This is a genomic window from Marinomonas sp. KMM3893 (assembly GCF_004352855.1).
Taxonomy (GTDB): Bacteria; Pseudomonadota; Gammaproteobacteria; order Pseudomonadales; family Marinomonadaceae; genus Marinomonas; species Marinomonas arenicola.
In genome coordinates this window covers 243,692-255,540 of sequence record NZ_SJSC01000002.1, presented here as the reverse complement: position 1 = coordinate 255,540, position 11,849 = coordinate 243,692, and the positions used below count along the sequence as shown (strand labels likewise).

At 45.2% G+C, this 11,849-nt stretch carries 13 protein-coding genes; 7 read left to right on the top strand and 6 right to left on the bottom strand.

The features are described 5' to 3' along the window. Positions 1–7: 7 nt before the first annotated feature. Genes E0D71_RS05625 through E0D71_RS05615 form a run of 3 tightly spaced genes read left to right on the top strand, consistent with a single transcriptional unit; the run spans position 8 to position 2,078 of the window. On the top strand, positions 8–808 hold the full coding sequence (locus E0D71_RS05625; RefSeq protein WP_207923337.1) for an ABC transporter ATP-binding protein: 801 nt from the start codon (positions 8–10) through the stop codon (positions 806–808). Continuing rightward, entirely contained in the window at positions 786–1,589 is an 804-nt protein-coding gene (locus E0D71_RS05620; RefSeq protein ID WP_133002339.1) for an ABC transporter permease, read from the top strand. The genes E0D71_RS05625 and E0D71_RS05620 overlap by 23 nt, the downstream gene beginning before the upstream one ends. Before the next feature lie 12 nt (positions 1,590–1,601). Further along, a complete protein-coding gene (locus tag E0D71_RS05615) occupies positions 1,602–2,078 on the top strand; it encodes a nucleoside deaminase (protein ID WP_133002338.1) in 477 nt (158 codons plus the stop codon). A gap of 47 nt (positions 2,079–2,125) precedes the next feature. On the opposite strand, the gene E0D71_RS05610 is transcribed toward E0D71_RS05615, so the two are convergent. Further along, a complete protein-coding gene (locus E0D71_RS05610) occupies positions 2,126–2,716 on the bottom strand; it encodes a DUF502 domain-containing protein (protein WP_133002337.1) in 591 nt (196 codons plus the stop codon). A gap of 169 nt (positions 2,717–2,885) precedes the next feature. Here E0D71_RS05610 and E0D71_RS05605 point away from each other — a divergent pair, with 169 nt between their 5' ends. Further along, positions 2,886–3,779, top strand: a complete 894-nt coding sequence (locus tag E0D71_RS05605) for a LysR family transcriptional regulator (protein WP_133002336.1) — start codon at positions 2,886–2,888, stop codon at positions 3,777–3,779. Between the two features lie 71 nt (positions 3,780–3,850). Here E0D71_RS05605 and E0D71_RS05600 read toward each other — a convergent pair whose 3' ends face one another. From E0D71_RS05600 to E0D71_RS05580, 5 genes are read right to left on the bottom strand one after another with little or no spacing between them, the layout of a single operon-like run. Then, positions 3,851–5,125 carry an amidase family protein gene (locus E0D71_RS05600; protein WP_133002335.1) on the bottom strand — a complete coding sequence of 425 codons (1,275 nt, stop codon included), beginning with the start codon at positions 5,123–5,125 and terminating at the stop codon, positions 3,851–3,853. A 3-nt stretch (positions 5,126–5,128) separates the two neighbouring features. Beyond that, entirely contained in the window at positions 5,129–5,782 is a 654-nt protein-coding gene (locus E0D71_RS05595; RefSeq protein WP_133002334.1) for a DUF2848 domain-containing protein, read from the bottom strand. Positions 5,783–5,790: 8 nt separating this feature from the next. Then, positions 5,791–7,071 carry a TRAP transporter large permease gene (locus tag E0D71_RS05590; protein ID WP_133002333.1) on the bottom strand — a complete coding sequence of 427 codons (1,281 nt, stop codon included), beginning with the start codon at positions 7,069–7,071 and terminating at the stop codon, positions 5,791–5,793. After that, the gene (locus E0D71_RS05585) at positions 7,071–7,601 is read right to left on the bottom strand and encodes a TRAP transporter small permease (protein ID WP_133002332.1); all 531 of its coding nucleotides are present in this window, start codon (positions 7,599–7,601) and stop codon (positions 7,071–7,073) included. Before E0D71_RS05585 ends, E0D71_RS05590 begins: the two co-directional genes overlap by 1 nt. Before the next feature lie 5 nt (positions 7,602–7,606). Continuing rightward, positions 7,607–8,677, bottom strand: coding sequence for a TRAP transporter substrate-binding protein (locus tag E0D71_RS05580; protein ID WP_207923336.1), 1,071 nt, complete (start codon positions 8,675–8,677; stop codon positions 7,607–7,609). A 93-nt stretch (positions 8,678–8,770) separates the two neighbouring features. Here E0D71_RS05580 and E0D71_RS05575 point away from each other — a divergent pair, with 93 nt between their 5' ends. The 3 genes from E0D71_RS05575 (at position 8,771) to E0D71_RS05565 (ending at position 11,760) form a co-directional block, all read left to right on the top strand. Continuing rightward, on the top strand, positions 8,771–9,793 hold the full coding sequence (locus E0D71_RS05575; protein ID WP_207923335.1) for a LysR family transcriptional regulator: 1,023 nt from the start codon (positions 8,771–8,773) through the stop codon (positions 9,791–9,793). A 91-nt stretch (positions 9,794–9,884) separates the two neighbouring features. Further along, entirely contained in the window at positions 9,885–10,691 is an 807-nt protein-coding gene (locus E0D71_RS05570) for a putative hydro-lyase (protein ID WP_133002331.1), read from the top strand. A gap of 94 nt (positions 10,692–10,785) precedes the next feature. Next, on the top strand, positions 10,786–11,760 hold the full coding sequence (locus E0D71_RS05565) for a TRAP transporter substrate-binding protein (protein ID WP_133002330.1): 975 nt from the start codon (positions 10,786–10,788) through the stop codon (positions 11,758–11,760). Positions 11,761–11,849 lie beyond the last annotated feature (89 nt).

Sequence of the window (11,849 nt, the reverse complement as noted above, 5' to 3'; positions counted from 1 at the left end):
AGAATAAATGACTGAATCAAACGAAAAAAACAGCCTGCAAGCTTACGTTAGCATGAAAAACGTAGGCCATCGCTATGACCCAGACCCGCAAGCTCCCATGGCAGTACAAGCCATCGATCTGGATATCCATCGCCATGAATTTGTGGCGGTTGTCGGGCCTTCTGGCTGTGGCAAATCCACCCTATTACGCATGGTATCGGGCCTGTTAATACCAAGCCACGGGGAGGTTTCTGTGTTTAATCGACCAGTAACAGAGCCTCGTGATGACGTAGGGATAGTGTTTCAAAAGCCGAATTTGTTGCCTTGGCTAACGGTAAAAAAGAATGTTCTGTTTCCCTTAAAACACAAATATGGCCGAGTCAGAGAAGAAGATAAAAAGCGCGCCGATGAGCTGTTGCAAATGACTGGGCTGGGTGCCTTTGCCGACAAAATGCCAGAAGAACTTTCAGGGGGCATGCAGCAACGGGTTGGCATAGTGCGCGCCTTGTTGTTAAACCCTGACATTCTGCTGATGGACGAGCCTTTTTCCGCACTCGATGCTCTCACACGAGAACAAATAGGTTTCGATCTGTTAGATATTTGGCGCGACCACCCCAAAACCGTGCTGTTTATCACTCACTCTATTAGCGAGGCCGTGCTGTTGGCTGACCGTATTCTGGTCATGAGCAAGCGCCCTGGTACTGTGCTGGATTTAATCGACGTCGACCTGCCCAGACCGCGAAGCTCTGACACCATTAACTCCCCACGCTTTTCTGAACTTACTAACATCATTCGAGGGCATATTTATGAACCAATCACCCGTGCCTAAACGAACGGCTCTCCAGTGGCTAAGCAAACAAGGTTACCGTTTCGCACCGGCTCTGTTTTTCATTAGCTTAATTATCCTGTGGGAGCTAATTTGTCGCCTAGGGCAAGTACCACAATATATTTTGCCTTCCCCGTCTGCGATTGTAGAAGCCTTTTTTAACGTCGAATTCTCCCGCTGGATGACTCACTTATGGGCAACCTTACGGGTCGCTTTAATGGGCTTTGGCTTGTCTATTCTCATTAGCTTGCCACTGTCGATAGGGATGATTCGCTCTGAGCTATTAAACCGCACCTTGTATCCGGCCCTCATCGTTATTCAATCCACTCCCGTGGTCGCGGTTGCGCCCTTGATCATTGTATTGATGGGCACCGATGACCCTTCACGGGTGCTCATTACCTGTTTAATCACCTTCTTTCCTTTGGTGGTCTCAACCACCACTGGCATGTTGGAAACACCACCAGAATTAATCGAGTTAAGCCAATCTCTGCGGGCACCTCGTTATCGTGAAACCTGGCAAATTCGTATTCCCTATGCGATTCCTCATATTTTCAGTGGCTTACGGGTATCGATTACGCTGGCGATCATTGGTGCCGTCGTGGCGGAGTTTGTTGCAGCAGAACAAGGTCTGGGGTATTTCATTCAATTTTCTACCTCCTTCTTTAAAATCCCTCAAGCATTCGCTGGCTTAATCTTTCTATCAGCCATCAGTTTATTACTGTTTAAATCCGTGCAATGGCTACAGCTTTGGCTGTTTCCGTGGAGTTTGCCGAAGAAAAAATAACCAGGAGAAGACATGTTATTAACCTCGCAAGATGAACAACATTTACGATACAGCTTTCAGTTAGCCAATGAGGCGAAACAACAAGGTATCCATCCTTTTTCCGCCGTATTGGTGGATGCCACAGGAAAGGTGTTGATGGATCAGGTAAATGGTTATTTGCCCGATCTGGACATGACCGGTCACGCTGAGCGCATTATTATGACTCGTGCTAGCAAAGCGTACCGTCCAGATTTCTTGAACCAATGCACCTTGTTTGTTTCAGCAGAACCTTGTGCTATGTGTGCTGGCGCAATTTACTGGGCGGGCGTCGGACGCGTGGTTTATGGCTTAAGTGAAGAGCGCTTAAAAGCGATTACTGGCAATCACCCAGAGAACCCAACACTCGCACTGCCTTGCCGTACCGTCTTTGCATCTGGCCAAAGAGACACAGAAGTAATCGGCCCCGTCTTAGAAGACGATGCCGCAGCCCTTCACGCTGGAGTCTGGTAAGCGGACACAAGGCAAGCGGTAAGAAACGAGGGCCGCTTGCCTTGTTGTTAGGCCTTAGGGCCTTCTTTTGACGATTGGATGCCAGCGGTCAATGCTAGGCGCATGGCTTCTTCCACGCCAATCTCCAGTTCGGTTAAGCGATCGCGAGAAATGTACAAGGTGATACCACCAATTTGATAGCTCAATGGCACATACACGCCCACAAGGTTTTGATCACCGAACAGTCTCTCTCCGGTTTTTTCACCTGTGATAAAGCCAATGACCTGAGCGCCATTCCACTCTAACGAAACAACGCTTTTCATTTCTTTCTTTTCGGACAAATTAAAGACCGTCATCATGTCTTTAAACGCCCCATAAATGGATTTTACTAACGGGATACGCTCGAAAATATTCTGGCTTAACTTCACTAGATAGCGAATGCCATACAGATTGACCAAGAAGCCAATCAAAATCAAAGCGCCCAGCGTAGCCAATAAGCCAAAACCTGGAAAGTACAAGGCGTCAGGAAGAATCCAAGTGATCACTGGCTTGGCTATTTTCTCGCCCGTCGCCAATAACCAATAAATCAAATAGACGGTCAGGCTGATCGGTAACACCGCCACCAAACCCTTTAATAATAAGGTAATTAGTTTGTTCATTTTTACATCGTCTCTTAAGTTTACAACAGCATAACGCAAGCTTTATGCCAGACCTATGACTCTCGCAATACTTAACGAAAAGATTGCCGAAACATCATGGGGCTTATACTCTTTTGCTCAATACCTTCTTATTTATTATCTCCACTTCATTACTCACTGGAATAACAACGTGAATTATAAGCGACTAGAAACCTTTGTTTGGGTAGCCTCTTTAGGCAATTTCCGTAAAGCCGCTGAGCGCCTTCATACTACCCAGCCCGCTATTTCAGCTCGCATTGCCGGTCTTGAGCAAGAATTGGGGGTGAAGCTCTTTGAAAGAGAAGGCGGTTCAAGTCCCATCATATTGACACCAAAAGGAAAAGAATTACTCCCTTATGCGGAAAAAATTCTCTATCAATCTGAGCAACTTAGAAAACAGGCGGATGTTTCTAGCACCTATTCTGGGGTCTTGCGACTAGGGGTATCAGAAACCATAGTGAACACTTGGTTGCCAGATTTTTTGGCACAACTCCACCAAGAAATGCCGAAACTTAATGTGGAACTAACCGTTGATGTGACCAGCTCTTTGGCTGAGGGCATTAAAGACCGAACGCTCGATCTGGCCTTCTTGATGGGGCCTATTTCAGAACCCTATATTGTAAATCGAGCGCTCTGTACTTTCTCTTTATCCTGGGTTGCCAGCCCCACTCTTGAGCTGCCAGATCGTTTGCTTTACCTAGAAGAGCTTGCACCATGGCCGATTGTGACTTATGCACGCTCCACCAAACCTTACATTGAAATCGCACAGAAATTTCGTGAATTAGAAGGGGCTCCCGTCAACTTTTTCGCGTCCACTTCGCTAGCCGCTTGCCTCAGTTTGGCGGTTAACGCCGTCGGTATTTCTACCATACCCAACGTCATGATAGAAAAAGAACTAGCCGACGGAAAACTGCGCAGATTGAGGGCCATTTGGACGCCTAGCGACTTAGCATTTACGGCATCTTATTCCAATACGCCATTTAATCCCATTGCAGAGGTGGTCACTAATATTGCGGTTATCTCCGCACAGAACTACAACAAATAGCGGTTTCTAGAAATAAAAAAGCTTGGCGAATACCAAGCTTTTTAGAGTCAATGGGACACTCGTAGAATCAACTACGACATAGTGACAATGGGCTTCAACGCTTTTGCTAAGTCAAGAATCTGCTGATCCATTCCATTACCTGCCGTCAGCATAAACCCCATAGGTTCATTCTGATAGCATAATGGCAAAGAGATACTGCAACCATTCAGCACATTCGCCAACGATGTGTTACGCAAGCACAATAAGTTTAAACGGTCGTATTCTGCATCTTGTGAAAAATCAGATAACTTGGGCGCAACAATGGCCACAGTAGGCAGTAAAAATACTGTATTAGGCTCCTCAATTGCCATCCGCTGAATAAACGCTTGTCGAGCCATTTGAGTTTGTTGAAACTCTTTCTCGCTAATCGTTGCCGCGCGGGCAATACGAGACGCCACACGAGGATCAATTTCAGCTTCTGCCAAAGCATAACGCGAACCATAATAAGCTTGGCATTCAAACGCTGAGAATTGCCATACAGGCAATTTTTTATAGTCTTCGAAAGCCTCAACAGCACGCCGCTCAACCTTCACCCCTGAGGCTTCAAGACGCGCTATTGCATGTTCGAAACCTTGTTCAACCACAACATCCAAGCCATCCATACCAAAATTACTTGGTATAACAAGAGTCAACTGCGAGAGATCTGTATGAGTTGGGGTTGCCGTTGATTCAGACGCTTCTGATAGCAGATACCACAACAATTCACATTCTTCCACTGTATTGGCTAATGGGCCAACTGAATCCAGAGAATCAGACAATGGTAGGCAACCTTGTCTCGATACGGTCTGTTCTGAGGGTTTAAAACCTGTTAAGCCACAGAAAGCTGCTGGTATACGTAAGGAGCCACCGGTATCCGTTCCTAACGCAGCATCGACAACGCCCAACGCTACCGACGCGGCGCCACCGCTGGTCGAACCACCCGTAATGCGTCCTGGCTTAATAGGGTTATCTGGCGTGCCATAATGGGGATTAAGCCCCAACCCCGAATAGGCCAATTCCGTCATATTTGTGTGGCCTAAGAAACTCGCACCTGCTTTTCTTAATAAAGCAACGGCGGCAGCATCTTCCCCAGCAAGTTGGGGATCAATAAACACTGAACCCGCTTGGGTTTTATAGCCTTGCACTTGGAATAGGTCTTTGATTGAGATAATCGCCCCGTTCAAAGGCCCTTGCTGAGGCTCAACATAATCAAAAAGCTCAGTGAAAACGGCTTGGCCTTTTGTATCAAGAATATCTAAAGCGCTTTTCCACTTGGCATTCAACTTGCGGCCCTGCCAAGCAAAGCCAGATGATTTTATTTGTGTCATGAATTAACTCACTATTGGCAATTCTTTGGTGGTGTACTCGCATTCAATCGTACGATTCAAAATAGGATCATGAATACTCATGCGAAATTTTTCCGTACGACGAACACCGCCAATCGCTGGGCAAGTTCCGCATAACATAGCACTACCTTCTGACAAATTACTTTGCTCTACCAATTCCATTAAAGGACGAATATTGGCTAAAGATCCCTTTTGATATTGTGTCCAACCTTCTCCTTCATCAACCCAGGATTCAATGAGCAACGCATCCAGGTGATCAGCAACTTCATCAAAATCCCATAACGTAGACGACACAGGCTTAACCGATACTTGCTTTGAGTGAGCGACAGAAAAGGCCTCTAACTTTCTATCAGTGTGATCCGAGCCAACACCTAACCATAATTTTCCTTCTGCCTTGATAATTAATGGCTCAACTTCGCCGGAAGTGTCGCCACTCAACACCTCGACAACGGGGTCTTGTGTTACAAGTAAGTTAGATGCACGGTAAAACAGCGGCACGGTCGAAGGTGGCGCGACACCGATTTCCACCAATTCATCGATATGTTCTTGGACAAACTTCATATCTCTTGCGGTCCAACCTGCAACAACAAGATGCTTGATATCAATTTGTTTTGTGCTTTCATTCACAGTAAATAGCATGGTGATCCTTAAAAATTATCAGGTAAATAAAGAGAGATACTTGGGTAGATGATCAACAGAATTATCATCAAAATCATTACTCCAACATAAGGCAAGCTCCCCATAACCACATCTGTGATCTTGCCATTTTTCCGAGCGGAGTTAACAACGTATAAATTGAGACCTACAGGTGGTGTAATAAGCGCCATCTCGACCAAAATGATCATTAAAATACCAAACCAAATTTTGTCATAGCCTAGCTCCACAATAATGGGAACAACGATCGGAATAGTCGCGACCATCAAGGAAAGTGTTTCAATAAAAAAGCCTAATACGATGTACATCACCACTATGATCAACAAGGTCATCAAGGCGCTGAGCCCAAGGCCAGTTAATAGGTCTTGTAAGGTGCGTCCCACGCCCGCTGCCGTCAAAGCGAAATTGAGAACATAGGCACCTAATACCACCAACATGATCATCGCAGTAATTCGGATCGTGCCCGATAAACTATCGAGCAGCATTTTCTTTGAAAATGCTTTGTAAGCCACCGCCAACAGAATCGAAATCAACACACCTATGGCTGCAGCCTCAGTCGGCGTCGCCCAACCTAAATAGATGGAACCCACGATACTAAATAGCAAAACCAACACTGGTAAAAGAGACTTCAGAGCAACAATTTTTTCTTTCCAACTACTATGCTGTTTTGGCCCTCCTAGACGTGGCCAGATAGAACAGATAATCACGGTCACTATCATAAACATCAGCGCCATACTGATACCTGGAACAATGCCAGCTAAAAACAACTTCGGAATCGAGCTCTCGGTTAAAAAACCGTACACAATCAAATTGATTGATGGCGGAATTAAAATACCCAAAGTACCACCAGCAGCAATTGACCCAGTAAACAGGCGTTGGTCGTAGCCTAATTTTTCAGCTTGAGGTGTCGCAACAGTGGCTACTGTCGCGGCGGTTGCTACAGACGATCCAGACGTCGCCGAAAACATGGTTGCAGTCGCTATATTGGCGTGAATCAAACCGCCAGGTAACCAAGAAACCCACGCATTGAGTGCACCATAAGTCCTTTGGGCGACACCGCTACGCAATAAAATCTCACCAATCAAGACAAATAGAGGCACCGCAATCAAAGTGGCATGATTAGAAGAGGACCATAAGACTTGCCCCAAGCCTCTCATTAATGGGAAAGGGCTAAAAAAGGTATCTATACCAAACGCCAAAAGAAACAGCACAATGCCGACAGGTATCGATAATGCAAGCAGCCCCAAAAGGCCAAAAAATGTAAAAGGAAGCATTATTCTGTCCCCGTGCCAATAATGTCATCTATCTGGTCGTGCTTATGCTGAACAGCCAAATACACGGCACAAAGCAGCAAAACACATGAAGTAATCGCAAACCAAATCCAACCAGCCATCCAAAAGAATTGAGGAATGATTAAAGGGGTCTCTAAAGATGTATTTGCAAGGGACTGTCTCTTAAGCGTTTTTTCAACAACAGGAATTACATAATAAGCGGCATAAATAGCTACAAATGACGTTGCACACAAAGCAACAAGATCAGATAAAGAACGACCAGCTGCTTTGGACTTATTCCTTATAACATCAATACGAACATGCGCTTTTTCCGTTAAGGCATAGCAGATCCCCCAACTAGAAATAGACGCCATGACATAACCAGAAATTTCTTCGGAGCCACCAAAGCTAATACCAAATTCTCGCAACAGAATATCAATTAGAATGAGAAGAATGCAGGCCAATAGAAGTAGACCTGCAGCAATTGCCACCCCATTATTGATACGTTTCAACCAATCAATAATGCACAACATGACCACTATTCTCCTTTCACAGCTACTTGTATGCCGACAACTTTCCCAACACTGTCATTCCATCGTTTCACCCAATGACTTCCGGCACGATCAGCCCAATCAGGCAATACTTTTTCTGTCAAAATGGTCTTAGCGTAGGCAAGATCAGCTTCGCTTGGCTCAACTAATGTCATGTTATGACTGGCTCCTCTACTGCATTCGCCATTACCAGTTAAGCACGCCACATCTTGATCCAGATCACCTTGAGCCGCAGCCCATACAGGTTTTTCAAATTTGGTAGTCACTTCTTCTTGAATAAAATTCTGCTGCTCAGTAGAAAGGTCATCCCATTTGTCTAAATTGATAGCCGTGATAACAGGATCCCAACCGCCTAGAGGTATGGTCATCAGTGACGTAGTCACTTCCCACCAGCCAGCGCTATAGCCAGAACCCGCACCAGTCACTGCACAGTCAATCACGCCTCGCTGTAACGCACCTGGAACTTCACCAAAGCCGATATTGACACTTTGCGCGCCTAGGGCATCCAGAAATTTCGCCGTCATACGGCCAGAAGCTCGGATTTTTAAGCCTGCTAAATCCGCTAATGATGATACTGGTGCTTTACAAAACACCACTTGAGGCGGGTAAGGTACGATCGCTAAGACTTTTGAATTAAAAGCCGTCTCGTAAATCTTTTCGACCATTGGCCGAGCTGCATTTACCATTTTATGAGCTTGTTCAGCGTTATTCGCCAATAGAGGGACATCCAGCCCTTCCAAAGCAGGCGCATCCGCCACGGCGTAATCACCGACGGTCATACCTACATCGAATACTCCATCACCCAACATTCGAAATACGTCACCGCCACTGATGCCCATTTGATCATGCGTCGTCATAGACACACTGAACTCATTCTTACTATCAGCCGGTAATGTTTTTGTCCAAAACGTTTGCTCGTACTGTTTATAAAGAGGCAAGCTGCTCCAACTACCGACAACAGAAAGCGACTCATCAGCAATAGCATTCCCTGCAAAGAACGCTCCCACTAAGGCATATGGGATACTGGTCTTAAATATATTTTGTTTAGTCATAGTCATGGTCATTCCTATATTTTGTGCATTTGTTCTTACAAACTTTCTTATGTGCCTTTGAAAAAACCATAACGCTGATTTTCGCTTAGGCTAAGATCAGTGTTGAACGAGGAAGTGATAAAGTCAATTCGCTATTTTCTTTCTAAAGTGATAAAAAAAAACGATCACATTTTAGATAAGACAAAGTATAGAGCCTATATTATGAACTTAGATCAATTAAAAACCTTTCTTTGGGTTGCTAAATTAGGAGGGGTTCGCAAAGCCGCGCATGAGATGAATTTATCTCAACCCGCCGTTTCGGCAAGGATTTCGATGCTAGAGGAAGAACTCGGAATTAAACTTTTTGATCGCCAGAAAAGTGGCGTTGTCTTGACAAAAGAAGGCCTACTTTTACGCTCTCATGCTGAGCGTATCGAAAGCTATGTATCACAAATTAGAGCAGAGCTAACGCCATCTGAAGAAGTAAAAGGCACCTTGCGAATAGGTGTGGCCGAGACCATTGCGCAATCCTGGTTATCAGAGTTTCTATCCTCCTTGAGAACCCATTATCCAAAACTGGTCATTGAGCTTTCTGTGGACATCACAATGAACTTACGCGACCAGTTACTAAGTCGAAACATGGACTTAGTGTTTCTCATGGGCCCTTTGTCAGAGGGAAATGTCGAAAATATAACCCTTCCTTCCTTTAAACTTGGGTGGTTTTGTCATCCAGAAGCAAAAACTCAAAATCTTGGTAGCACCCCTATCATTTCTTTCTCTCGGCTATCAAGACCTTATCAAGAACTCATGTCAGAACTCATGTTGCGCTACCCAGAAATCGGGCAGGTTTTTCCTTCAACTTCTCTCTCAACCAGCTTCGAAATGATTGCCTCTGGGATTGGCGTTGGTGTACTCCCCATTCAATTAGCACAACGCTTGATAGAAGCCCAACGCCTTATTTCTTTTGATCCAGGCTGGGTACCTGACGATCTTGTCTTCACCGCTTCATATCTGAACGACCCAAAGGACCACATTGTTCAGCAGGTGGCTCAATTGGCGCTTCAGGTCGCAAAAAACTACGATAAAAGAACCAAAACAAAAAAGGTGAAGCGTAAAAACCGACCCCTTGATAAAAAAAATTGATCATATGTGCCAAAAAAACACGATTAGACTTTTTGGTTATCAAGGATCTACTCTAGAAAAATCGTATATTACGATTTGAGGAGTACCTAAAATGAAGCAAGAACAAAATGTGTCCAGCTTACAGCAACAAACAAAAGCGCTTCGTAGCGCCATTCGCAGTGCTCAGCACACTGGACCAACCAGCGGCTTAGCCACTGGTGCAATGCAGGGTAATGTGGTGATACTACCGGCAGAATGGGCGAATGAGTTTTTACTTTTTTGTCAAAAAAACCCTGTTTCCTGCCCTTTGATAGGTGTCTCTGAAGTTGGCAATTTCACACTGCCTGAGCTCGGTGATGACATAGATATGCGTTATGACGTCCCTGAATACTTTGTTTATCGAGATGGTGAGAAAGTCAGCAGCTGTGTTGATATTGCCGATTTATGGCAAGACGATTTTGTGACTTTCATTTTAGGGTGTTCTTTCTCATTTGAAAACGCCCTGTCTCAAGCAGGATTAACACCTAGAAACATAGAACAAAACGTCAATGTTTCTATGTACGAAACCAGTATTCCCACCGTACCGGCAGGCCGATTCTTTGGCAATACCGTGGTAACGATGCGCCCTTACCAGCCAAAAGACGCTATTCGAGCGATCCAAATCACCACTCGTTTCCCCAAAGCACATGGTGCCCCTTTGCATTTCGGCAACCCTAAAGACATTGGTATCGAAGACCTTTCACAACCGGATTTTGGCGAAGCCGTGCAGGTAAAAGAAAAAGAAGTGCCCATATTCTGGGCTTGTGGTGTTACGCCTCAAGTCGCTATTCGTAATGCCAAACCACCGATTTGCATTACTCATGCACCAGGAAAAATGTTAGTAACCGATGTGCTCGACACAGATCTCGCGGTGTTGTAGCGGTAAAAGAGACGAGAACCCCATGATGAAGCCAAACCTCATCATAAAAAAACCTAACGATAAAACATAATTAAAAAAATTGCAGGACGGAACTATGTTGAAATTAACCAGCGCGTTGCTCATTGGTGGATTAGTCTCTACCGCTTGTTTAGCCGAAAAATGGCACATGCCAACACCTTACGGTGACGGTAATCTGACCACACAAATTGATTATGCGTTTGCAAAAGAAATCAAAGCCAAAACCAACGGTGAACTAGAAATCGTGGTTCACTCTGGTGGCTCTCTCGTCAAACACACTGAAATTCCTCGCTCAGTCAAAACCGGCCAAGTACAAATTGGCGATATTTTCATGGGCATTTTGGGCAATCAGAATCCTGTCTTTAAACATGACAATATTCCGTTCCTTGCAACCTCTTTTGACCAAGCACAAGCACTCTGGGCAGCCGCCAAGCCAGAAATCGAAAAAGCCCTCGATAAAGATGGGATGAAACTGCTCTACGCCGTGCCATGGCCTGCGCAAAGCCTTTACACGAGAAACCCAGTCAACTCATTGGCGGATCTGGAAGGCGAAAAAATGCGCGCTTACAGCCCTTCGACTTCCCGCCTTGCTGATTTAATGGGCACCATTCCAACCACCATTCAAGTACCTGATATCCCACAGGCTTTTAGCACAGGCATTATCCAAGCGATGGTGACATCACCGTCAACAGGGGTGGACTCTCAAGCATGGGACTACGTCAACAACTACACAGACATCAAAGCATGGATTCCGAAAGACATTGTTATTGTTAACAAAAGAGCCTTTCGACGCCTAGATAAAAACATTCAAGACATCGTATTAGCGGCAGCAAAAAATGCGGAAACAGAAGGCTGGAAGCGCATCGTCGAGCGTGCAGCAAAAGACAAAGCCACGCTGGCAGAAAATGGCATGACGATTTCTGAGCCATCCGCAGAGCTAACAGCACAGCTTGAAGCCATTGGTAAAACAATGGAAACAGAATGGACAGCAGAAGCACCAAAAGAGATTGGCCGTATCCTAACGCGTTACCATCAAGAACTAGGCCAATAAAACACTATTACCCTCTTTGTGCCGAGCAAGATGCTTACCTGTGGTAACGCGTCTTGTTCGATTCATTCTACTGCCAAAGAAGTAAACCA

Coding starts and splice junctions, on each gene's coding strand:
- E0D71_RS05625 (WP_207923337.1), top strand. CDS start 8: ATGACTGAATCAAACGAAAAAAACAGCCTGCAAGCTTACGTTAGCATG.
- E0D71_RS05620 (WP_133002339.1), top strand. CDS start 786: ATGAACCAATCACCCGTGCCTAAACGAACGGCTCTCCAGTGGCTAAGC.
- E0D71_RS05615 (WP_133002338.1), top strand. CDS start 1,602: ATGTTATTAACCTCGCAAGATGAACAACATTTACGATACAGCTTTCAG.
- E0D71_RS05610 (WP_133002337.1), bottom strand. CDS start 2,716: ATGAACAAACTAATTACCTTATTATTAAAGGGTTTGGTGGCGGTGTTA.
- E0D71_RS05600 (WP_133002335.1), bottom strand. CDS start 5,125: ATGACACAAATAAAATCATCTGGCTTTGCTTGGCAGGGCCGCAAGTTG.
- E0D71_RS05595 (WP_133002334.1), bottom strand. CDS start 5,782: ATGCTATTTACTGTGAATGAAAGCACAAAACAAATTGATATCAAGCAT.
- E0D71_RS05590 (WP_133002333.1), bottom strand. CDS start 7,071: ATGCTTCCTTTTACATTTTTTGGCCTTTTGGGGCTGCTTGCATTATCG.
- E0D71_RS05585 (WP_133002332.1), bottom strand. CDS start 7,601: ATGTTGTGCATTATTGATTGGTTGAAACGTATCAATAATGGGGTGGCA.
- E0D71_RS05580 (WP_207923336.1), bottom strand. CDS start 8,677: ATGACTATGACTAAACAAAATATATTTAAGACCAGTATCCCATATGCC.
- E0D71_RS05570 (WP_133002331.1), top strand. CDS start 9,885: ATGAAGCAAGAACAAAATGTGTCCAGCTTACAGCAACAAACAAAAGCG.
- E0D71_RS05565 (WP_133002330.1), top strand. CDS start 10,786: ATGTTGAAATTAACCAGCGCGTTGCTCATTGGTGGATTAGTCTCTACC.